General features: G+C 46.0%; 24 protein-coding genes and 2 pseudogenes. 20 read left to right on the forward strand and 6 right to left on the reverse strand.

Annotated features, from left to right (window positions below):
• The first annotated feature begins 62 nt into the window (after positions 1 to 62).
• From H4O27_RS06410 to H4O27_RS06480, 14 genes and pseudogenes are all read left to right on the forward strand, one after another.
• Positions 63 to 2,468: a hemagglutinin repeat-containing protein gene (locus H4O27_RS06410; RefSeq protein ID WP_165011080.1), complete on the forward strand. Its 2,406-nt coding sequence runs from the start codon at positions 63 to 65 to the stop codon at positions 2,466 to 2,468.
• Positions 2,469 to 2,518: 50 nt separating this feature from the next.
• A pseudogene (locus H4O27_RS13045) lies at positions 2,519 to 3,372 on the forward strand (IS630 family transposase).
• Between the two features lie 37 nt (positions 3,373 to 3,409).
• The gene (locus tag H4O27_RS06425; protein ID WP_165011130.1) at positions 3,410 to 3,676 is read left to right on the forward strand and encodes a hypothetical protein; all 267 of its coding nucleotides are present in this window, start codon (positions 3,410 to 3,412) and stop codon (positions 3,674 to 3,676) included.
• Between the two features lie 44 nt (positions 3,677 to 3,720).
• On the forward strand, positions 3,721 to 5,379 hold the full coding sequence (locus tag H4O27_RS13050) for a VENN motif pre-toxin domain-containing protein (protein ID WP_226883363.1): 1,659 nt from the start codon (positions 3,721 to 3,723) through the stop codon (positions 5,377 to 5,379).
• A gap of 58 nt (positions 5,380 to 5,437) precedes the next feature.
• Positions 5,438 to 5,785: a PIN domain-containing protein gene (locus tag H4O27_RS06435; protein WP_193004207.1), complete on the forward strand. Its 348-nt coding sequence runs from the start codon at positions 5,438 to 5,440 to the stop codon at positions 5,783 to 5,785.
• Positions 5,786 to 6,032: 247 nt separating this feature from the next.
• A complete protein-coding gene (locus H4O27_RS06440; RefSeq protein ID WP_193004209.1) occupies positions 6,033 to 6,704 on the forward strand; it encodes a CsgG/HfaB family protein in 672 nt (223 codons plus the stop codon).
• A 9-nt stretch (positions 6,705 to 6,713) separates the two neighbouring features.
• On the forward strand, positions 6,714 to 7,082 hold the full coding sequence (locus H4O27_RS06445; protein ID WP_165011147.1) for a DUF4810 domain-containing protein: 369 nt from the start codon (positions 6,714 to 6,716) through the stop codon (positions 7,080 to 7,082).
• A 2-nt stretch (positions 7,083 to 7,084) separates the two neighbouring features.
• On the forward strand, positions 7,085 to 7,747 hold the full coding sequence (locus H4O27_RS06450; RefSeq protein ID WP_193004211.1) for a DUF799 domain-containing protein: 663 nt from the start codon (positions 7,085 to 7,087) through the stop codon (positions 7,745 to 7,747).
• A gap of 261 nt (positions 7,748 to 8,008) precedes the next feature.
• Complete coding sequence (locus H4O27_RS06455) at positions 8,009 to 8,311, forward strand: type II toxin-antitoxin system PrlF family antitoxin (RefSeq protein WP_226883364.1); 303 nt, start codon at positions 8,009 to 8,011, stop codon at positions 8,309 to 8,311.
• 17 nt (positions 8,312 to 8,328) lie between these two features.
• The gene (locus tag H4O27_RS06460; RefSeq protein ID WP_165009838.1) at positions 8,329 to 8,775 is read left to right on the forward strand and encodes a type II toxin-antitoxin system YhaV family toxin; all 447 of its coding nucleotides are present in this window, start codon (positions 8,329 to 8,331) and stop codon (positions 8,773 to 8,775) included.
• 40 nt (positions 8,776 to 8,815) lie between these two features.
• The gene (locus tag H4O27_RS06465) at positions 8,816 to 9,130 is read left to right on the forward strand and encodes a cold-shock protein (RefSeq protein WP_165009840.1); all 315 of its coding nucleotides are present in this window, start codon (positions 8,816 to 8,818) and stop codon (positions 9,128 to 9,130) included.
• Entirely contained in the window at positions 9,102 to 11,372 is a 2,271-nt protein-coding gene (mobH, locus tag H4O27_RS06470) for a MobH family relaxase (RefSeq protein WP_165009842.1), read from the forward strand. Before H4O27_RS06465 ends, mobH begins: the two co-directional genes overlap by 29 nt.
• Entirely contained in the window at positions 11,369 to 13,420 is a 2,052-nt protein-coding gene (gene traD, locus H4O27_RS06475; protein WP_165009844.1) for a type IV conjugative transfer system coupling protein TraD, read from the forward strand. Before mobH ends, traD begins: the two co-directional genes overlap by 4 nt.
• Positions 13,410 to 14,111 (forward strand): IncC plasmid conjugative DNA transfer DtrJ family protein, encoded by a 702-nt coding sequence (locus tag H4O27_RS06480; RefSeq protein WP_165009846.1) that lies wholly within the window; start codon positions 13,410 to 13,412, stop codon positions 14,109 to 14,111. Before traD ends, H4O27_RS06480 begins: the two co-directional genes overlap by 11 nt.
• 4 nt (positions 14,112 to 14,115) lie before the next feature.
• On the opposite strand, the gene H4O27_RS06485 is transcribed toward H4O27_RS06480, so the two are convergent.
• Complete coding sequence (locus H4O27_RS06485) at positions 14,116 to 15,132, reverse strand: site-specific integrase (protein WP_165009848.1); 1,017 nt, start codon at positions 15,130 to 15,132, stop codon at positions 14,116 to 14,118.
• Positions 15,133 to 15,452: 320 nt separating this feature from the next.
• Here H4O27_RS06485 and H4O27_RS06490 point away from each other — a divergent pair, with 320 nt between their 5' ends.
• The 3 genes and pseudogenes from H4O27_RS06490 to H4O27_RS06500 all read left to right on the forward strand — a co-directional run bounded on the left by H4O27_RS06490 (position 15,453) and on the right by H4O27_RS06500 (position 16,348).
• Positions 15,453 to 15,584 (forward strand): ParA family protein, encoded by a 132-nt coding sequence (locus H4O27_RS06490; RefSeq protein ID WP_165009850.1) that lies wholly within the window; start codon positions 15,453 to 15,455, stop codon positions 15,582 to 15,584.
• Positions 15,585 to 15,625: 41 nt separating this feature from the next.
• A pseudogene (locus H4O27_RS06495) lies at positions 15,626 to 15,988 on the forward strand (IS30 family transposase); the annotation flags it as partial.
• A 75-nt stretch (positions 15,989 to 16,063) separates the two neighbouring features.
• Positions 16,064 to 16,348, forward strand: coding sequence for a hypothetical protein (locus H4O27_RS06500; RefSeq protein ID WP_165009852.1), 285 nt, complete (start codon positions 16,064 to 16,066; stop codon positions 16,346 to 16,348).
• 59 nt (positions 16,349 to 16,407) lie between these two features.
• Here H4O27_RS06500 and grcA read toward each other — a convergent pair whose 3' ends face one another.
• Positions 16,408 to 16,815 (reverse strand): autonomous glycyl radical cofactor GrcA, encoded by a 408-nt coding sequence (gene grcA, locus H4O27_RS06505; protein WP_371865584.1) that lies wholly within the window; start codon positions 16,813 to 16,815, stop codon positions 16,408 to 16,410.
• Positions 16,816 to 17,004: 189 nt separating this feature from the next.
• Between grcA and earP the strand changes: the two genes are divergently transcribed.
• On the forward strand, positions 17,005 to 18,171 hold the full coding sequence (gene earP, locus H4O27_RS06510; RefSeq protein ID WP_165009856.1) for an elongation factor P maturation arginine rhamnosyltransferase EarP: 1,167 nt from the start codon (positions 17,005 to 17,007) through the stop codon (positions 18,169 to 18,171).
• Between the two features lie 40 nt (positions 18,172 to 18,211).
• A complete protein-coding gene (gene efp / locus H4O27_RS06515; protein WP_165009858.1) occupies positions 18,212 to 18,772 on the forward strand; it encodes an elongation factor P in 561 nt (186 codons plus the stop codon).
• 134 nt (positions 18,773 to 18,906) lie between these two features.
• Here efp and rpe read toward each other — a convergent pair whose 3' ends face one another.
• Positions 18,907 to 19,584, reverse strand: coding sequence for a ribulose-phosphate 3-epimerase (gene rpe, locus H4O27_RS06520; RefSeq protein WP_165009860.1), 678 nt, complete (start codon positions 19,582 to 19,584; stop codon positions 18,907 to 18,909).
• Between the two features lie 275 nt (positions 19,585 to 19,859).
• On the opposite strand from rpe, the gene H4O27_RS06525 reads away from it, so the two are divergent.
• Positions 19,860 to 20,291 carry a Spy/CpxP family protein refolding chaperone gene (locus H4O27_RS06525; protein WP_371865585.1) on the forward strand — a complete coding sequence of 144 codons (432 nt, stop codon included), beginning with the start codon at positions 19,860 to 19,862 and terminating at the stop codon, positions 20,289 to 20,291.
• Between the two features lie 51 nt (positions 20,292 to 20,342).
• Here the strand turns inward: H4O27_RS06525 and H4O27_RS06530 are convergent, their stop codons facing one another.
• The 3 genes from H4O27_RS06530 to H4O27_RS06540 all read right to left on the reverse strand — a co-directional run bounded on the left by H4O27_RS06530 (position 20,343) and on the right by H4O27_RS06540 (position 22,480).
• Positions 20,343 to 21,209: an ATP-binding protein gene (locus tag H4O27_RS06530; protein WP_165009862.1), complete on the reverse strand. Its 867-nt coding sequence runs from the start codon at positions 21,207 to 21,209 to the stop codon at positions 20,343 to 20,345.
• A gap of 23 nt (positions 21,210 to 21,232) precedes the next feature.
• Positions 21,233 to 21,844 carry a riboflavin synthase subunit alpha gene (locus tag H4O27_RS06535; protein ID WP_165009864.1) on the reverse strand — a complete coding sequence of 204 codons (612 nt, stop codon included), beginning with the start codon at positions 21,842 to 21,844 and terminating at the stop codon, positions 21,233 to 21,235.
• Between the two features lie 366 nt (positions 21,845 to 22,210).
• Positions 22,211 to 22,480: an HU family DNA-binding protein gene (locus H4O27_RS06540; protein ID WP_066078839.1), complete on the reverse strand. Its 270-nt coding sequence runs from the start codon at positions 22,478 to 22,480 to the stop codon at positions 22,211 to 22,213.
• Positions 22,481 to 22,657 lie beyond the last annotated feature (177 nt).

A 22,657-nucleotide genomic window follows, 5' to 3' on the forward strand; every position in this document is an offset into this window, starting at 1 on the left:
CAATTCTAGCAAGCGTAGGTTGGGTTGAAAACCCAACAAAACCTTATATCTCTAGGTAATTGTTGGGTCATGGCCCAACCTACGCTTGCTTCAGCCGCTTTATCGGCAACAAAACCGACCTGACGCACGAAAACTCGGCAACCGTAACCGGTGTCGGCAGTGTCGTCGGCAGCGGTAGCGGCCATACCGGAATCACCGCCGGCAGAAACTACACCCAACGGGGCAGCAACCTGTCGGCCGACGGCAATATAGACGTTACCGCCCACAACATCCGTATCGATGCATCCGAAGGCGGATACCATGCCGACTACTACCGCCGCTTTACCCAAAAAGGCATGACGGTAGGCATCAGTTCCCCTGTTACCCAAGCAGTCGAAGCCGTTCAGACGGCCTCACAATCATTGGATCAAACTGGGCAAAGCCGCAACAGCCGCACCAACGCCATGGCTGCCGCCAATACCGGCTGGCAGGCTTATCAGGCGGCACAAAGCGTCGGTAAAGCCATTAACAGCGAAGGTGCAGGTATCAATGTCAATATTACCTACGGTGAACAGCGTAACGAAAGCAAAAGCCATATCCTTGGCACCCAATCCGGCGGCTCTGCCGTTCAGGCCGGCGGCCATGTTAAACTGACCGCCACAGGAAACGGCAGCGCTTCCAATATCACCGTGCGCGGTTCCGATGTAGCCGGTAAAGGTGGAACATTCCTCACCGCAGACAACAAAATCGACCTTCTGGCTGCCGGACAAACCCACAGCGAACGCAGCAACAACAGCCAACGGGGTTGGAATGCCGGTGTCGCCCTTGATTTCAGCAACGGTGTCAGCGTCGGCTTTACCGGCGGCGGAAACTACGGCAAAGGCTACGGAAACGGCGACGACGTAACCCACCGCCACAGCCATATCGGCGACAAAGACAGCCGCACCGTCATCCAAAGCGGCGGCGATGTCAATATCAAAGGCGCACAGGTCAAAGGCAAAGGCATTGCCCTTGCCGCTGAAAACCTCCGTATCGAAAGCGTACAGGATACCGCCGTTTACCACGGCAAACAGCAAAACATCAGCGGTCAGGTAACCGTCGGCTACGGCTTCAGCGGCAGCGGCGACTACAGCCAAAGCAAAGTCAACGCCGACCACCGCAGTGTAACCGAACAAAGCGGCCTTTACGCAGGAGACGACGGCTTCGACATCAAAGTCAAAAACCATACCGACCTCAAAGGCGGCATCATCACTTCTACTGAAAAAGCCGAAAGCGAAGGTAAAAACCGCTTTCAGACGGCCTCCATCAGCCACAGCGATATGGAAAACCACAGCCGTTACGAAGGCGAGAGTTTCGGCTTAGGTACTTCTGCAGAAATAAGCGGCAAAACGTTGGGACAAAGCCAACCTGACCACAACAGCCGTCTGAAAAACGTAAGCGATAAAGACACCTTCTCCAAAACCATAGGCTACGGCAGCGACAAAGACAGCCAAAGCAGCGTTACCAAAAGCGGCATCGGCACCCGCAACATCATCATCGGCAACGACCCGACGGGCGAAGCGACCGAAGCCGTTTACACCGCCACCCGCACCGAAACCGCCGAACAAAACTCAGGCCGTCTGAAAAATACCTTTGATAAAGAGCGGGTATTAAAAGAACTGAATATTCAAGTTCAAGTAACAAAAGAGTTCAGGCAAAACGCTTTTGCCACAATCAATGCATATGTCTTGCCAAAACAAGAAGCATTGCGAGAAAAAATCAAAAATACTCAAAGCGAAGAAGAAAAAACAGTACTTTATAATCAAATATACAAATTACAGTATCTGAAACGGATACTTGAAACAACTGTGGGCGTTGTCTCAGGAACACCTGATACGGCGATTACACAAGGAACATTACAGCTTGCGGCAACTAAACTGCGACAAGAAACCTTAGAAAATTCTCGCTTGTTTAAAGGAATATATGATAGTGAAACAAAACTGACTAACGCAGGTTATGATAGCGGTTACTTCGATGGCGTAAAATTAGGAGGTGTTCGGATTGATTTGGATGCGATTTGTGGAGGAATTAATGAGAAGTCACGTTGCAAACCGAATCCAGATGGTAGCTACAAATATATTGGCGGAACATCTATTGATGGTAATCCTATTCCTACTTTAAAGGATGCTATTGATAAGAATTTGAACTCTGCTGCAAAAGGGATGCATGGTCTCACAGGTGGTTTCCAACCTATTCAAGGAGAAATGTTTGGGCAATATGTGGTAGGCAGTTGGAAAGATTGGGTCGTCGAGTCCTTTGCAGGAACACACGATGTATTGGGCGGGCAAATGTGGGGATTATATGATGAGGTTGGAAATACCACTCGCGGCAGAGGAGAGCCTAACCATCCTAATAAAAATGATGGTAGGGTTTCAAGCGTTACGGCGATTGTAGCCATCCCTGCTGCAGCCCCTTTTGCATTATCAGATTTAATGTCGCCTGATGTATAGTATATTAAAATAAGAATTCCCAAGTCAACACTGAATATTTAGAGTCCAAAATGTCATACTCAATAGAACTACGAGAAAAAGCATACCAATACTATCAGGCATGCAAAAATGCCAGCGAAGTTTGCAAAGCATACCAAATTGACCCAAAAACATTTCGAAGTTGGAGAAAACGCTATGAGCAAACCGGTTCATTTGAACATCAAGTCAAAGGTGGCAATGCAACCAAAGTCAATAAAAACCTGCTCATAAAATATGTTAAAGAACACCCTGATGCATACCAGCATGAAATTGCAGCTCATTTTGGGTGTACGCCGGCTAATATTTGTTATTTGTTCAAAGTATTGGGTATTACGCGTAAAAAAAGACCACGAGCTACAAAGAACAAAAACCAGAACAGGTAGCCACTTATCAACAAGCATTAAATCAATATGCTGATTATCAAGTTGTTTTCCTTGATGAAACAGGATTTGATACTTTTTACTACCGTCCTTATGCCTATTCACCAAAAGGGCTTCCAGTTAAAGCGCAAATCAGTGGTAAACGATACCAGCGCACATCACTGGTTGCAGCTCAAATCAAAGACCAAAGTAATCTAATTGCACCCATGATTTATTCAGGCACGATGGATAGTCGTTTATTTGAAGCATGGTTTGAAGGCGTATTGCTGCCTGAATTAACTGAACAATCTGTTATTGTGATGGATAATGCTCGCTTTCATCGGATGTCTGTTTTAGCAGAGATTTCAGAAAAAGAGGGGCATAAAATCTTAGCTCTTGCACCTTATTCGCCAGAGCTTAATCCGATTGAAAAAGCATGGGCGAACATTAAAAAGCATCTACGAAAAGTGCTGCCTGAAATGGGCAATTTTATGGCCGCATTAATGAGTAGTTTTTATTTTAATTAACTATATTACAAATTCTTTTAAAAATTGGAGGATATAAATGATAAAAAAAACACCAATTCTAATATTAGCCTCTTTATTAATTTCTTGTTATTACGATAGAGAAACTGGTTGTGTGCAACATTTAAATTACGTAGACTGCCCAATAATTTCTGCCAATTCACTTTTTAAAGAAAATATAGATAAACAGCAATTATATATAGATATAAAGGAATGCACAAAAGTAATAGGAAACAACATAAAAGCAACGAAGGAAGCAAGATATCAATGTATGGAAAGTAAAGGCTATAAGCGTATTTTGAAATAATATTTTTTCAGACAGCTTGAACAACGTGTTTGACCAAGATAAAGTTGAAAACGAACTCAAGCTGTAAAGAACGGATTGAAAACCACAGCCGTTACAAAGGCGAAAGTTTCGATTTCGGAGCTTCCGGAGGGGTAAGCGGCAAAACGTTGGGGCAAAGCCAACCTGACCACAACAGCCGTCTGAAAAACGTAAGCGATAAAGATACCTTCTCCAAAACCATAGGCTACAGCTCCGACAGCGACAGCCAAAACAGTGTTACCAAAAGCGGCATCGGCACACGCAATATCGTCATCGGCAACGACCCGACAGGCAAACAAGCCGAAGCGGTTTACACCGACACCCGCAGCGAAACCGCCGAAGCCGCATCAGGCCGTCTGAAAAATACGTTTGATAAAGACAAGGTACAGCGCGAGATTGATTTACAGCGGAAGGTCAGTCAGGAATTCAGCAAAAATGTGCAGTCGGCCAACAGTGAAATCAACCAAAAACTGGATACGCTGAAAGAGCAGAAAGAAAAAGGCCTTATCAGCGAAGCCGAGTACCGGCAAAAAACCGGTAACTGGCAGAAAGGCAAAGTGCTGCTCAACAGCATTGCCGCAGGCTTATCCGCACCGACCGACAGCGCAGCAGGCATTGCAGCCGCCACTGCAAGTCCGGCAGTATCCTATCAAATCGGGCAATACTTCAAAGGAGTGGCGAAACAGAATTCAGACGGCAATCTGACCGCCAAACAGGAAACCGCCCATATACTTGCCCATGCGGTATTGGGTGCGGCAACGGCAGCGGCGGGAGACAACAATGCCCTGGCCGGAGCCATCAGCGCAGGCAGTGCCGAAGCGGCCGCACCGTTAATCGGCAACTATCTCTACGGCGAGAAAGACGGCAGCAAACTGACGGCCGAGCAGAAGGAAACCGTAACGGCGATTACAAACCTGTTGGGAACGGCTACGGGGGCGGTTGTTGGAAACACAACCACCAATGCGGTTCAGGGTAGTTTGGTTTCGGGAAATGCGGTAGAAAATAACTCTATCCTTTCCCATACGGCCCGTAGTCGTTTGAGTCCTCAAAGTAAGATTTTATACGACCGAATTATCCGAAAAGGTAATTTCCATACAGTAGAAGATTTTAATTATGCTTATGCCCAGTGTCCTAACAAAGCCTGCCAAAATGCTGTGGTTCAAGCTTTCCAAAAAGAAAGAGAACGTTTCTTTACCTATTTGGCAGATGAAATCAAAGATGGAAAGCAGAGGGAATTGCTGATTAAAGAGTTTGCTCCGGTGATGTTCGGTGAAAACTCGTTATTGGGCGGAAGATTCGGACAGGCGGCGGCAATCAACTGGTCAGGCTATCAAGACGGTTTCTTGGCCCGTTTCCCTGACGCATGGATTGAAAAAGACAAAATTGATCAAAAAACCGTATCAGGCATGAGTCCTGAACGGGCTGAACGATCGGCTGTGGAAGAGATGCTGATTCCGCAAGCTATATCGGCTGCAATTGTTGGAGCTGCGGGTGTCCGTAAAATCGATGAAATTATTAAAAAAACTGAAAGTTTTGATAATAAGCTCAAGCATACTTCAAACTTTGATAGTGATATTTCCAGAAGTATATTATCCGTAGAAACGAAGACGGTGATGTCGTTTTGTCTTCGCGCCCGCAAAATTGGGACGGCTTTATCTTGGCAGCAGCCCAAAATAATGATTTGATTGAGCGCGATACAGAAGCAGATCCACAAGAACGGGATATTTTTGAAGGCTGGCAGGAATGAAACGTTATATGCTTGATACCAATGCGACTAATCATGCGCTCAAATTGCACCCTGCCTTTATGGAAAACCTGAAAAAAGTCCCTATTTCATCATTGTGCATTTCCAGCATCACTCATGCAGAGATTCATTACAGTTTGGCTAAAAAACCTGAGGCAGTAAAATTGCATAAGGCTGTAAAAGAGTTTTTAAAATACGTCGATATCCTTCCATTCGACCAATCGGTATCCGAATCATACGGCAAATTTAAAGCTTCTGTAGAAAAGCATGGAAAAAGCCTGTCCACTTTCGATATGATGATTGCGGCTCATGCCCATGACGAAATAATAAATTCATTGCGTACATGACTTAGCCGGAGCCGGAGTCCAGCTGTACAGATGCTTTCTGCAGGGGCGCACCGGTCGGCAGCTTCTGTTTGTCCATTTCAGCGAACTGCTCCAGCTGCCTCCATAACTTTCGATGATAAATAAGTATCCGTTTTGACAACGGAAGCCCAAGCAAGGCACACATTAATCAGATCTTGCCTTTCTTAACGAAATTATGCAATATACTGACTTGCGATGTTTAACCAATCATTCATATGGAGAATGATTTATGACTATGCTTAAAACTACTCTGGCCTGCGGTATCGCGCTCGCTTTGCTCGCCGGCTGTGCAACAGAATCTTCACGCAGCCTGGAAGTGGCTAAAGTTGCTTCATACAATACGCAATATAATGGTGTGCGCACCCCGATATCCATCGGCAGCTTCGATAACCGTTCAAGCTTCCAAAAAGGTGTATTCTCCGACGGCGAAGACCGCTTAGGCAGTCAAGCTAAGACCATTTTGGCCACTCATCTACAACAAACCAACCGTTTCAATGTGCTGAACCGCACCAACCTGAGCGCCTTGAAACAAGAAGCCGGTATCTCGGGTAAGGCACAAAATCTGAAAGGTGCAAACTATGTTGTCACCGGCGATGTAACCGAGTTCGGCCGTAAAGATGTGGGCGACCACCAATTGTTCGGTATTTTAGGGCGCGGTAAATCACAGATTGCCTATGCCAAAGTTGCCTTGAATATCGTTAATGTCCGAACTTCGGAGGTTGTTTATTCTACTCAAGGTGCCGGTGAATATTCACTTTCCAACCGAGAGGTCATCGGTTTTGGCGGTACCTCAGGCTACGACGCAACTTTGAACGGCAAAGTATTGGATTTGGCCGTACGCGAAGCCGTAAACAACCTGGTACAAGCCATCGACAATGGCGCTTGGCAGCCTAACCGTTAAGGAGGCCGTATGAAAAAAGGGATGTCATTATATGGACTGCCTCTGGCTGCCGCACTTTTACTGGCAGCCTGTGGCTCTGCGCCTAAGTCGATGTATTACTGGAAAGACTACAGCTCAACAGTTTACGAACGTCTGAAAAACGACGACAGTTCGGCAGGTAAGCAAATCGACAAGATGGAGCAGTATTTTAATGAAGCCAACCGTAAGCAGCTACCTGCCGCCCCGGGAGCCCATGCCCATATGGGTCTTTTGCTGATTGATGCCGGACAACCGGATGCAGCCAAGGCACAATTTGAAACAGAAAAACAGCTGTTCCCCGAATCGGCGGTTTTTATGGATTTTCTGTTGAAGAGTAAGGCCTCAGGAGGAAAACAATGAAGATGATGAAGTGTTTACTGCCTTTAGCCGCGACCTTAGCTTTGTCCGCCTGCCAAACGTACCACCAGCCACAGCCTTACGACTATACGGCTTTTAAAGAAAGCAATCCCAAATCTATTTTGGTTTTGCCGCCTTTGAATGAATCGCCTGACGTTAAAGCCACTTGGGGCATGCTGACCGCTACAACCTTTCCACTCTCCGAAGCAGGTTATTATGTCTTCCCGGTTGCTGTTGCTGCTGAAGCCTTCAAGCAAAACGGCCTCACCAATGCGGCCGACATCCACGATGTCAAGCTGGACAAACTGCGTGAAATCTTTGGTAATGATGCTGTACTGTATGTAACCGTGAAAGAATACGGTACTAAATACCAAATTATACAAAGCGTGACCACTGTAAGTGCTGAGGCTAAACTGGTCGATGCGCGTACCGGCAAAGAGCTTTGGAGTGGTTCTGCCGTAGCTTCTGATGCCGGACAAAAAAACAACAATGGTATCCTAGCCGCCCTTCTTGGTGCCATTATTGACCAAGTAGTCGGCACATTAGGCGACAAAGGCTATAATATGGCTCAAACAGCCGGTGCCCAACTACTCTCTCCAACGAAACACAACGGCATTCTCTACGGCCCACGCTCCCCGCATTATCAAAAAGAACCAGGGCAGAAATAGCCCTTCATCAAAAGGCAGAATCTTCAGATTCTGCTTTTTTACTGCAAACAAAATAGTATGCCGTGTTGTGAAAAAACATATACTTGACACAGGTAAGGAAGTTGCCTTACACTTAATCTAGTGGGATATCCCACTAGATATTAAATTTACTAAATATTAAATTTTGATGAAAGTCCCATAGGCCGCTTAAATATTAAAGGCACACAGTAGGACTGATAAGCCAGAGTTGTGAAGAGTAATAGGAATATAGGCAGGGCACAAATGAATATGAATGTTATTTTAAATGCTGTGTCAACCATGACCAGTAAAAACCAAACAACCATTCCGGAGTCAGTGCGTAAAGCATTGGGGTTGGAAAAGCAGGACAAGCTCCGCTTCTCTGTATTGGAAGGTGGCCAGGTGTTGCTTGAAAAAGATGTGATTGATGAAGAAGAATGTGACGACGACCCGGTGGTTCACAATTTTCTGAATTTTTTGGAGCAATCCATGCAAAATTCTCCTGAGTCGATTCGTCCCGCTTCCTCTTCCCGCTATGCCCGCTATCGTCAACTGGCCGGAGATTAACATAGTAGAGGATCAATATGCCTGACGAGCAGATGATAATAAATGGTTATACCATTTATGAGCATGGGTGTTTTACTCAGCAGATGGAAAATCTTGCTGAGCAAGTAGAGAGCCAAGAAAAGGCCGAAAAAGCCGCCAAATCAGATGAGGCAAAGCTTCTGAAGCGGATACTTGATGAAATAGATGCCATTGCCCATGCGCCCGACAATAAAAAATACCGCTTGGGTCAGACTATGGGTAGTGAATACAAGCATTGGCGGCGGGCAAAGATTATGGAAAGGTACAGGTTATTCTTCCGATACGACTCGGCCAGTAAAATCATTATTCTTGCCTGGATCAACGATTCGGATACGAAACGAACCTACGGCAGCAAGAATGATGCTTATGCGGTATTTAAAAAAATGCTCGAAAGTGGCAATCCTCCATCAGATTGGCAGGCATTATTGAACGAAACAGTGAAATAGCATATCCGAGGCGGCTTCGCCAATTAAGGAGAATACTGCAATGAAAGGCAAAGTGAAATGGTTCAACGCCAATAAGGGGAGCGGTTACATTATAGGCGATGATGGTGAAGAATATTTTTACCGTTTGGATGATTTGCCTATCCGCAGCGGCGATATTGTGGAATTCACCCCTACTCAAAACGCCCGTGGTGAAGTGGCTAAAGAAGTTAAACTGCTGCAAAAAGCACCCTATGCAGACAAACACGGGAGAAACTATCAAAACATCAACATTACTTCAAACCACTCGACGGTCAAAAAATCCGGCTGCTTTATCGCCACTGCAGTATATGACCCTCGACCTTTCTCCTTTGATTAGTCACATTAAAAATAATCTGGGCTTATCCAATGAAAACTGGCACAGAGATGCTCTGCCTTTCCTCCACCGCTATATCGAATTCGTACAGCGCCTCCCGGCATCCGAATCACATCACCACGCCGGTGATGGCGGGCTGGTCAAACATACCTTGGATGTCGCCTGTCTGGCACTTATCGCCTCGACATCACAGTCTTGGCCGCCGAACGCAAAAACCGAAGATATCGCCAGAAAAACCGCCGTATGGCGTTACGGCATCATGTGCGCCGCCATACTGCACGATGTGGGAAAAACCATGACCGGTTTTGAAATCGAACTGTACGCTGATGCAGCCGACCAGCATAAAACCGTATGGTTGCCTGACACAGGATCAATGGCCGACAGCGGTCGGAAATATTATCGTGTCAATTTCCCTGAAACAAAATCCAATTACAGCACACACACTGAAATCGCGTGGGCTTTTTTTCAAAGCCTGGTGCCCGCACACGTCCGCAGGTGGATTGCAGAAACTGACCCTAATCTGATGATTGTACTGCGTAATTACTTGAGCGGGCAAAAAAACGGAAGCCCATTACAGGAAGTCATTACCCGGTCCGATATGACTTCCGTTTCCCGTGACCTCAAATCGGGCAGCCGGCAACGTTTTGCATCCGCAAAACGCACACCATTGATTGAAACCCTTATGGAAACGCTCCGGGAAATGTTGGCCGACCGTGGTGCCCATTTCAGCGTGGCCATTACGGCCGGCGGGGATTTGTTCCGCCAGGGCGACCTGATTTACATCATGGCCAAAAATGTCCCCGATTATGTCCGCCAATACCTGAGGTCCAACCAGCATCGGGCGGCCCCATCATTTCCTGCAGATAATCAGCGTATTTTTGATACCCTATATGAGTATGGCGCAATCGTCCCAGCTTCAGACCCATTTAAAGCCGTATCCAATATCGAAGTGTGCTTTACCCGTGGTGATGGCCAACAAATTTCGGCCAACTTCAGTGTTTTATGCTTCAAGGCAGCCATTCTTTATCCGGATGGAAACTTCCCCGAAGAATTTAAAGGCCATCTAAAGGTACTGGCAAGCAAACCTGCCCAAGCAGATGCCCCCAATGAGACAGAAAAACCGTCAGCTCGGGAAGAGTCAGAAAAAGACTCTCAACAGACACACATCCGTTCCGATTTTCTCAGCGAGAAAGAAGCAACCAAGTCTATCGCAGAGGTAGAGGAGACCAAAGCAGACACCGAAACGTTGCCTGCCAATCTATCCGAACCGACCACCCAAAATCATACCAGCCGCCAGGAAGCTGCTTCAGGTATAGACGGCTTACTGTCTAAATTTGACTTAATCCCAGAACAAACAACCGAAAGTCTAGATAGCGAACAAGCGGAATCTGCCCCAGTCAATAATCCGACACTACCAGACAAGACTGAAGTTGCCATCGTCGAAGATATCCCTGCCCCAAACACAATAGCCAAGGCAGTACCTTCAACTGGAACGGCGAAAACCGAGCAAAAGGCCAAAAGGCAATCCGGTAGGGCATTACTGAATCAGTTGTTTACTTCTGAGCAGCCTGACACGAAAAATGCAGATTCATCTAACCTGCCTCAAGAAGATACTGCACAAGCAGGAATTCGGGAAATCATCCATGACCGGCAATCCGTACCCAACAGTACCCCAAGGCCTGTAAACATCGCCCAAACGCCTACCTTGCAAACCATCACTGAAACCAAGGGCATGATCGAACTCGAGGGCAGCATAGCAGAACATGAACTCCGCTCAAAACCGGAGAAAGCTGAAACTGCCATTCCGGCGATAGAGGAAAAGAAACTGGAAGCCCGGCAAAGGGGCATCCAGTTTATCCATTGGCTTGGTAACGGGCTGGCTGACGGCACAATATCAACCAATCAACCGGGTTCGCCGGTTCATTTTATCGACCGTGGGATGTTGTTGGTTTCCCCTGTGATTTTTAGAGACTACGCCGGCGGGGTATTCAACAAGGCCGACACGGAAAGCTTCGGTCCTCTGGCTCAAAAGGGATTTGAGGCACTCCGTTTGCATGAGCGTACAAAGCGCAGTGCCTTATTCCGCACCATGACGACCAATGGCAGCAACAAACGTCTGTTTTACTGTTACCTGATCCCCGAACACAATATCAAACACATTATCCAGCCGAGCTCACGGCCGGCCAACAACACTGAAATCGCACTAGAAGATGATGCCAATTTGCTGAATTTGGAGAACGAATGAGCACCGCACAATATCCTGAAAACATTTATCGCGCTCCATACGAATGGGTCAGCGTAGCCGCCTATGCCTCGGCAATTGCCGTTCTGGCCGCATTGCCTATGCCGCTTCCTGTTACTTATGGCGGGATGCTGTTTTGCGGCGGTTTGGCATGCAGACGAACCCTCTCGGCAAGACGGATTATGAGATACCGCAAAAACATCAGGAACCTGCCTTACTATGCACTTACTGCAGATGAAATTCCGGTATCGGACAAGGCCCTGTACCTCGGCAAAGGGTTCCGCTGGACTCAAACCCATACACAACGCCTTTTTATGGTACGTCAGCCGGAAAATCAGCATTTGCTCAAGCCGTCTGCGCTGTATCGCATGGCCAGGAAATATGAGATTGAAACACCCGGGACAAATTGGCTGACCCGACTGACCCGCCAAAATGCATGGTGGAATCCGGTTGCGCCATTGCCGCCTGTCGGCGGCTCGCCGGAACTGCACGGCATTGAAACCGATGAACATGATATTTGGGAAGACTTGGGTGAACGTGTCGGCCATAAAGTCGTATTGGGCACGACACGCGTCGGAAAAACCCGACTTTGCGAGACCATGTTGGTTCAGGATATCGCCCGGGGCGATGTCACCATCGCATTTGACCCCAAAGGTGATGCTGATTTGATGATTCGCATGTATGTGGAGGCTCAAAAAGCAGGCCGGCCTTTCTATATGTTTCACCTGGGATTCCCGGAACACAGCTGCCGTTACAACCCCATCAGCGACTATGGCCGTATCACCGAGGTAGCCACCCGTATTGCCAACCAACTGCCGAGCGAAGGCCAATCTGCCGCCTTTAGAGACTTTGTATGGCGGTTCGTAAACGTTTTAACCAAAACGATGGAGGGGCTCTCCATCAAGCCGAATTACGAAAACATCTATAAAGCCGCAGCCAACGTCGATCAGCTGGCCGGCGATTATTTCCGCTTGATTTTAGATAAAAATTATCCTGGATGGCTGAATGAATTTAATGATTTCTCATTGCCGGAATCGGAAGCGAAAACGGCCGTTAAAACCGGCCGTAATCTGGACACCATCAAACTTGGTTCGTTCCTGAAAGCAAAACAGCACAATGAGCCTTTGATTGATGCCCTAGGCGGCATTTTATCCAATGACCGTTCCTACTTTGAAAAACTCGTCAGCTCGCTCTACCCGCTTTTGGAAAAACTGACAACCGGCGATGTCGCCAAACTGATCAGCCCGGATACTTCCGACTTGCTGGATCCCCGCCCGATTATGGACTGGCGCAAGGTGATTGAAAGCAACGCCGTGGTTTATATCGGCTTGGATTCCCTCTCTGACGCGGAAGTGGCCGGTGCCGTCGGTAATGCCATGTTCGCCGACCTCACCTCACTGGCCGGACAAATCTACAAACACGGGCATGGCTTTGGCCAAAGCGGCGCTACAGGCAAACGCAAAATTGCCATCCACGCAGATGAATTCAACGAGCTGATCGGCGATGAATTTATCCCGTTGCTGAACAAAGCAGGCGGTGCCGGTTATCAGGTCACCGTTTACACCCAGACATGGAAAGATGTGGAAGCAAAAATAGGTTCTCCGGCCAAAGCGGGCCAAATTGGCGGCAACTTGAATACCATGATTATGCTGCGCGTCAAGACGGCCGAAACAGCCGAAATGCTGACCAATCAGCTGCCTGAAGTCAAAGTCATGACCAGCACTTTGGTTTCCAGGGCAAATGATGTGGCTTTCCCTGATAGCCATGAGGACTTCGGTAGCGGCAATGAGGACAGGATTGGCTCTGAAACCGTGCCTATGCTCACGGTCGCAGATTTAACGCAGCTGCCCAAAGGGCAGGCGTTTGCCCTAATTGAAGGCGGGCAACTTTATAAAATCCGCCTCCCTCTGCCCAAAACAGACCCTGATGAGGCAAAACTCATTCCGAGCCATATCACAGACATAGCTGCTGCGATGCGTGCATCCTACCGTTTAAGCTCACCATCCGGTGATGATGAGGCATTTGTAGAGGGGGTATCCTATGTCGGCTAAATCCAGCGGCTGGTACATGAACTCGTTACCTTTGAAATTCCTGCTTTCACCATTTAAAGCAATTTATACAGTATTTCTGATTTTATTGATTATTTTTGGGCTTTCTCTTGCAACACAAAACTATCTGCAAGCACCCGATTTGTTAGAGCAGGAATTATCCCGCCTTAAGGCCATCAATCAGGATCAGGCAACACTGTGGCAGCATAGGCCGTCTGAACAGTTGAACACTACTGTGGCCAGAACATCCTATCGTACTTTGAGCACCGTATTCTTCGAGTGGTCTCAAATAAACAAAGCTTTATCCGCACAATCTGAATCAGATGAGGGTTATCAGTTCAAAAATTACCTGATTCCGCGATTGGACCTGCTCAAACACTTTGATAAGACCTTGCAGGTTATTTCGATACGCATTGGGAATATTTGTCTGTTTATCGGTTTAGCTGCGCTTCTCTATATTCTGGCCCTGATAGACGGCCTCGTCATGAGACGGATTCGGCAAGAGAATGCTTCGCGTGAAAGTGCCGGCATTTACCACCGAGCAAAATATTGGCGCAGCGGCATCATCTGGCTCAGTATTCTGTTTTATTTATGCAGCCCGATTGTATTGTCGCCCTATTGGTTATTGGTACCGATTTTAAGTAGTACCTATATGGTGTTTCTGCAGGCAAAATATCTGAAAAAATACCTCTGACGGATTAAAGGCCGCCTGCATGATGCTCGGCGGCCAGTTCCGCATTCGTCTTTACTGAATAACGGGGGTGATAAAGCCTCAATGACTCGGCAAACCGATCCAGATCAACAGCATAATATTTTTGTATGGTTCGAACCGATTTATACCCCATGAACTCCTGAATAAGCCGCTCATCACGGCATTTGAAAAAAAGCGTCCTGCCGCAAGCAGACCTCAGCATATGCGGCTTGACATGAAACCCGAAGATTCGCGAGGTAACCGAATAGGTGGTTCTATATAACTCATTCGTAGACAGCATATGTCCTCTTCTACCTGCAAAGAGGTATGTCTCAAGTGAGAAACGGGAGGGTCCGATTTTTTTGCTCAGCAGATTTACATAAAGACCAAGGTATTTTATGGATTTTTTGTCGAGGTAGATGCGTCTCGGATTTAAAAACTGCTGATCCAATACGATGGATTGGTTGATGAAATCAACATGAGCGACCCTGATTCCGATAAGCTCGTTTACACGCAATGCGGCTGTAGAGAATAGATCAATCATGCACCATTCCCTCATGGCGCAATAATTCCCCAGGTCATCAGGTTCGATATACGCCAACTTCTCAATCCTTAAAGTACAAGGGAGTTTTGAATGTAACTTAAAAGTTTTACAAGTTGAAAAACGATGGTTTTTAAGGCAATGTGTAGCGGTATACCACCTACAGAAACTGTGCCAAGCTGATATGTATAAGTTTAAGCTTGGATTGATAACCCCTTTTCTGCCTGTCGCACCCAATAACAGCTTGTGATATTCAACCAGTGTCTTCTTGAAAATCGGAAGGTGAACTAATGCTTCATCTTGGTGCTTATAACCCAAACCCACCACAATCAGTCCAAATTTAGTCAATTTAGACAGGTAAGCCGATTTCGTGGCTTTTGAATATCCCTGTTTATCCAATTCTGAAATAAACCTATAAAAGATATAGTATGGCCAGTATCCTGGGTTTGACTTTTTCTGACCTGCTCCTCTATTATATGCCATATGCAAGAAAAGTCCTTTGCCATCATCAGAAAATTTGCGACTAGAACCCATTTTACATAAAATTCAACCTCTTGAATAACCATTCTATCTAGAATAAACTCTAATATGGTTTCAGTTGGTTTTTAAGAATCAGTTAAATACATGCCTTGGGAAAGTATGAATTTAAAACAAAATAAGGAGGAATAATTTTATAAAACAAAAACTTAAATAAACCCATCTGTATATGATAATAATCTATATTATGTTAAATTACAATTAGCATATTTTAGTGATATTTGTTCCTTTTAAAAAAATTTTCATAACCCAAAAGGATAAATATTATGTCTGCACCCGTAATATTGTCATGCACTTCCACCAAAGGCGGTGTCGGTAAAACTACTCTCACAGCTAATATCGCGGCTGTTCTCGCCGACATCGGCTTCCGCGTTCTAATGGTGGATGTTGATGTTTAACCGAGCCTTTCCAAATTCTATCCGTTAAGCTACCGAGCTAAAAGTTGAAGAACTTCAAAGCCGAAGACACCGCCAACGCTGTCATCAGAGCATTGAAGGCGCACAAAAACAGGGTACACACGATTACGATGGATAACGGCAAAGAGTTTTACCGGCACAAGAAAATCGCTAACGCATTGAAAGCAGAAACCTATTTCTGCCACCCGTACCACTCTTGGGAGAAGGGAGCGAACGAAAACACCAACGGACTGATACGCCAATACTTCCCGAAACGGACGGATTTCGGGAAAATCAGCGGGAAGGAAATCCGGCAGGTTCAAGATGAACTGAACCACCGTCCAAGAAAAACACTTGGCTATGAAACACCAAGTGTTTTATTCTTGTTCTTTTTATGCCATAAATGACAAATGCTACTGGACGATTCCGCCGCTTGCATGAATAATACGCCTTTATTGAAATACTGCAGTCTTTATCGACCAATGAATGATTCCAAAGGTTTGCTGATTCGCTGGCTGATTGTGTGCCTGATGCCGATCATTACCATGCTGGCTTTTGTATTGATTCCGCCGCCGGATCACACGCAATATCTGATTAACGGCATTATTTTGGCTTGCGAAGCGACATTTTTATTTAAATTCGTACTTTTTGACGTGATTAAGCATCATTTGAAAGGAGAATTTGAATTAAAACGCAAAACTATGTTGCTGTTTATCCCGATTGTGTTGCTGATTATTTATTTGGTGTATTATTTCGGTGGATTTTGATACAAAAGGCCGTCTGAAAAATTCAGACGGCCTTTGATATATCACCTTAAAAAAGCGAATTACAGGCTGTTGGTGAATGTGCGGGTAATTACATCGCGTTGTTGCTCAGGCGTCAAGGAATTGAAACGCACGGCGTAGCCGGAAACACGAATAGTCAATTGCGGATATTTGTCCGGATTAGCCACGGCATCTTCCAAAGTCTCGCGGGTCAATACATTGACGTTCAAATGCTGGCCTCCTTCCACTTTAGGGCGCGCGCTAACATCCAGTGGAATTTCTTTATAAGAAATTTCACCCAAATCGGCCAAAGCCACCACGGCATCGGCTTGATAGCCGCTCTCTTCTTTTGCCACCAAGCATCGCGCTTCGTTAGTGCTGTCATCCAGCAACCAGAATGAGTTCAACAATGCTTCGTTTTGCGCTTGAGTAATCTGAATACCTTTAATCATAGCCACCTTCTCTTTCATTAACGTAGAAAAAATCTTAATTCAGCCTTATTTTATACCCCATACCCGAAAAGAAGTTGACATAAATCAAGTTACAAAACACTACACCTTAACCATTTAAGCAATTGTCTTTAATCAGCAAATTATCAAAATCTGATTTGTACAGCCTTATCCTAACCCCCTTTACCGATTTGTGAACGCAATTAATTTATGAATAATGAAATAATCAGGCCGTCTGAAAAAAAATCCTGCTGGCTGTTTTGCAATGTCATCGATAATTTCGGCGACATTGGTGTGTCGTGGCGTTTGGCACAGGCGCTTAATCATGAGCTGAATTGGCAGGTGCATCTGTGGGTAGATGATATAGCTGCTTTACAGGCGATTTGCCCTGATTTGCCGCCTGTTCCCTGCGTGCATCAAAGCATTGCTTTGCATGAGTGGACAGTGCAATCGGCCAATGATGTCGCTATCCTGTCCCCGCCGCACATCGTGATCGAAACCTTCGCCTGTAACCTGCCCGAAAATGTTTTAGATATCATTCGGCAACACCGCCCGCTTTGGCTCAACTGGGAATATTTGAGCGCGGAAGACAGTAACGAACGTCTTCATTTACTGCCGTCGGTACAAGCCGACGGTTTACAGAAATTTTTCTGGTTTATGGGCTTCGGCGATAAAAGCGGCGGCCTGATACGAGAAGCCGATTTTGGCAAACGCATTGACTTTGACGCTGGCCGTTTCAGACGGCATTATGGTCTGCCCGATAAAACTACCGACGAATGGCTATTGTTCGGTTATAACAGTCCGGTTTGGGTGAAATGGCTAGAAATGTGGCAACAACACGGCCAGCCCATCACCCTGCTTTTGGCGGGCAATCAAATCATCGACAGCCTGAAAGCGGCGCAAGCCATTCCTGAATGCGCCTTGCAACACGCAGGCGGTACGTTTCAGACGGCCTGCGTGACGCTGGTTAACATGCCTTTTGTACCGCAGCAAGATTTCGATAAGCTGCTACAGCTTTCAGACGGCCTGATGATTCGTGGCGAAGACAGCTTCGTGCGCGCGCAATTGGCTGCCAAGCCGTTTTTCTGGCATATTTACCCGCAAGATGAAATGGGGCATTTGGAAAAGCTGCATGCATTTTGGCAGAAAACAGCGCCGGTTTACCCACCAAATCTGATGGCCGCGCATCAAGCTTTATCCGACGAACTCAACGGCGCGCATGAATTATCGGCCGAGCAGCGCCTCAAGGCCTGGCAAACGCTGACGGCACACCGAGAGCAATGGCAGCAAAGTGTCGCAGATTGGCAGAAATTTCTGTTTTCCCAACAAACTTCACTGGAAAAACTAGCCAAATTTGTTTCAAATACGCTAAAATAGCGCGTTTATTTTGTAACTAGAATCTGATTGGAAACACACAATGAAAACAGCTCAAGAACTGCGCCCGGGTAACGTATTCATGGTCGGCAACGACCCAATGGTGGTACAAAAAACCGAATACATCAAAGGCGGCCGCAGCTCAGCCAAAGTCAGCATGAAACTGAAAAACCTGCTGACCGGAGCGGCTTCTGAAACCATCGTTAAAGCCGACGACAAATTCGACGTCGTGGTATTGTCACGTAAAAACTGTACTTACAGCTACTTTGCCGACCCGATGTATGTATTCATGGACGAAGAATTCAACCAATACGAAATCGAAGCCGAAAACATCGGCGATGCATTGAAATTCATCGTTGACGGCATGGAAGACCAATGCGAAGTGACCTTTTACGAAGGCAACCCGATTTCCGTCGAATTGCCGACCATCATCGTGCGCGAAGTAGAATACACCGAGCCTGCGGTTAAAGGCGACACTTCGGGCAAAGTGATGAAAACCGCCCGCTTGGTCGGCGGCACCGAAATCCAAGTGATGGCCTACATCGAAACCGGCGACAAAGTCGAAATCGATACCCGCACCGGCGAATTCCGAAAACGTGCTTAATCGTTTGATTTAAAAATAAAAAGGCCGCCTGAAATATTCAGACGGCCTTTTTATTGTGTATGCTTTTATCAAACAAATATTTAGCATGTGACTAAAATCAGGCCATCCGGTTTCAGACGGCCCATTTTTATTCTTCAAATACGCGCCAATTCTTCGCGCATTTGGTCAATCACCGCTTTGTAATCCGGCTTGCCAAAAATAGCCGAACCGGCCACAAAGGTATCTGCACCGGCAGCGGCAATCTCTGCAATATTGTCCGCTTTTACGCCGCCATCGACTTCCAGCGCAATATGTCGGCCAGTTTGCACTTCATATTCATCCAACATAGCACGCACTTGGCGGGTTTTCACCAAGGTCTGCGGGATAAAACTTTGGCCGCCAAAACCCGGGTTCACCGACATCAGCAGTACCATGTCCAAACGATCCAAAATATTTTCCAACACGCTTACGGAAGTGGCCGGATTCAACACCAAACCGGCTTGGCAGCCCAAATCGCGAATCAGGCTTAAACTGCGGTCAATGTGTTTGCTCGCTTCGGGATGAAAAGTAATAATGCCGGCACCTGCTTTGGCAAAAGATTGAATCAAATCATCCACCGGCTCGACCATCAAATGCACATCAATCGGCACGCTGGCATAAGGTTTCAGTGCCGAACAAATCATCGGCCCAAAGGTAAGATTCGGCACATAATGGTTATCCATCACGTCAAAGTGAATCAAATCGGCACCGGCTGCAATGACCTTGCTGACTTCTTCACCTAATCGGGCAAAATCGGCAGAAAGAATGCTCGGTGAAATACGATAGTGGCTCATAGATGCTCCAAAATTTAAAATTCGATGGGTGTGGCTGATGGGTGGCGTTTATTTTAACGTGAATCAGTATATTATGTGATTATTTAAAATATTAATGAATAAATAACGTTTCTAAAAAAATAATTACATGATTTATAACCTACTGAAAACAAAGCATACATTAGTGTTTGTTAATTTACAATTAACAATAATCCAACTAAAATTAACGCGTATAAAACCGCCTTTGACATGCTTATCCGTTATATTTCATTTGTATCCAAAATTAGGAAAATGCTGTGTTTGTTGTGTTGAAATCTCCTTTTGTTTTTCAGGTGTTATCGTTTGCCACCTTGTTGGTGTGCAGCAGTGTGATTTATGCCGCCCCCCATTCCTCACAATTGGATGATTTCCATGCCAATTGCAATTTCCGCCAATTGAATCTCAGCCAAGAGCAACACTCTGCACTGCGTCGTATCCGCTCCGATTATAAAGTGGCTGCCGACAAAGCCTATAAAAAAGAACAACGCACCGACCGCACACGCCGCCTCAACATTATGAAAATTTTGACCAATCCTAATTTTGATCAAAACAATGCGCGCGATTATGTTGAAAGCCGCTATCTGTCGCATATGGATTTTGCCGTGGACGAATTGGCGATTCAACACCGAATTTATCATTTATTGAGCCCGAGCCAGCGCCAAATTTGGCTTGATAGTTGTCTGCGCTAATTTTATCCAACACGAATCAACAAAGGCACTTTTTCAAGTGCCTTTTTGTTTTTAGTCTATTACACGTTGTTCCGGCAAACGCCCTGCCCAATCACAGGCAAATTGCCATGCAGAGCGGCCGGAACGGTTACTGCGCATTTGCGCCCACAATAAGGCTGCTTTTCTGGCGGTTTCATCGTACTCCACGCCGAAGTCGCGCAACCAATTTTCTACCGCCTTCAAATAATCGTTTTGATCAAACGGATAAAAGCTTAACCACAAACCGAAACGGTCGGATAAAGAGACTTTTTCTTCTACGGCTTCTTTTTGATGAATCTCACCGCGTATACCGGTGGTACCGCCGTTTTCATCCATATATTCAGGCATCAGATGGCGGCGGTTGGACGTGGCATATACCAACACATTGCTGCAACGTTGCGATAAGCCGCCGTCTAAGGTAGTTTTCAATGCTTTGTAGGTTTCATCACCGGTTTCGAACGACAGATCGTCGCAGAAAATAATGAATTTCTCCGGGCGATCAGCCAAAAGCGGCAACAATGCTGGCAGAGTGATTAAATCGCTTTTATCGACTTCAACCAAACGCAAACCCTGACCGGCATATTCATGCAGCAAAGCCTTTACCAGCGATGATTTACCTGTGCCGCGCGAACCGGTCATCAACACATTATTCGCCGGACGGCCTGCCAAAAACTGCTCGGTATTGCGAATCAAGCGTTCGGTTTGCGAACCGATTGCCGCCAAGTAACCGATCGGGAAAGTGTGCGGATTGGGAAGGCTTTCCAATACGCCTTTGCGCCCTACGCTTTGCCAACGGTAAGCCAGCGCATCCCAATCAATGGCCGTTTGCTCTGCCGGCAAAATCAAATCCAAGCGGTTTAATACCGCATCGGCTTTTTTCAAAAATTCAGCTAGTTCCATAGTTTTTCTTTTCAGACGGCCTTTTATTTATTTTGCGCCATCACACGCAAAACAGTATCGACGATGGCTTGGGTTTGCGGGTCGATTTCGATATTGATTTCATCGCCGGCTTGGCGTGTACCGAATAAAGTGCGCTCTAAAGTTTCGGGAATCAGGTGCACATTAAATTCATCATCTGTCACATCACCAATGGTTAAGCTGCAACCGTCCAAGCCGACAAAGCCTTTGGTTAAGATATAAGGTTTCAAATCCACAGGCAGGCAAAACCAAAGGGTGCGGTTAAATTCGTTTTCATCAATGCGTGTAATCGTGGTGGTAGCCATCACATGACCGCTCATTACATGGCCGCCTATTTCGTCACCAAACTTGGCGGCGCGTTCCAAATTTACCCAATCACCCGCTTTCAGACGGCCTAAATTGGTTTTGGCTAAGGTTTCGTTCATTAAATCAAAGCTGACTTGACTGCCGTCAATCTCGGTAATGGTCAGGCAGCAGCCGTTGTTAGCGACTGATGCACCAGTTTGCAGATTATCGGCCATGTTGAGTGGCAGTTCGACGATATGGGTGCGAAAATCGGGAGACGGTTGGTTTACCGCAACAATGCGCCCCATGCCTTGTACAATACCTGTAAACATTTTGATGCCTTGTATTTTTGGTTAACGGAATTGTACCGCAAAATTCAGTAGGCCGTCTGAAAGCATGAATATTTTTCAAGACTGTAGAAAATCCCAGCGTTGTTCACACTTTTTCTTTTTTGCCTGAAGACCTATTTTGGGATTTTTGGGTGTTGTCGGGAATACCGAAAAACACGGTGAAGCCGTATGGTTCTTGATAACACTCAAAAATCCCAAAATAGGTCTTCAGGCAAAAAATATAGTGGATTCACTATAAAAGCTGTTTCGCATAAAAAGTGTAAACAACCCGGCGATTTTCTACACCGATTATCCAAACAAAAAACCGAATCATCAGATTCGGTTTTTATGATTAGGCCGTATGAAAAATTACAGCGCGTCTTTCAATGCTTTACCGGCACGGAATTTAGGAGTTTTAGCAGCAGCAATGGTCAAAGGCTCGCCGGTTTTAGGGTTACGGCCTTGACGCTCGGCACGTTCGCCAACGTAGAAAGTACCAAAACCTACTAAAGTGACAGTGTCACCTTTTTTAAGCGCTTCGGTTACGGCATTAGTAGTCGCGTCCAATGCTTTTTGGGCAGCCGCTTTTGAAATACCAGCTTCTTGAGCAATTGCTTCGATTAATTCAGACTTGTTCACAATCAGTCCCTTCCTATCGTTGAAAATAATGGAGAACCCGATGATTCGGGCTTTTCGTACTTTTGAGTACCTGTGTGCTTTATAGCAATTCTGAAATTACCATGTCAAGCGAAAAGATACGGAATTGCTTTATTTTTCAGGCTTTGAAAGCAAACCCGTATCCTTTTACAACACATT

This window comes from Neisseria yangbaofengii, from assembly GCF_014898075.1.
GTDB classification, from domain to species: Bacteria; Pseudomonadota; Gammaproteobacteria; order Burkholderiales; family Neisseriaceae; genus Neisseria; species Neisseria yangbaofengii.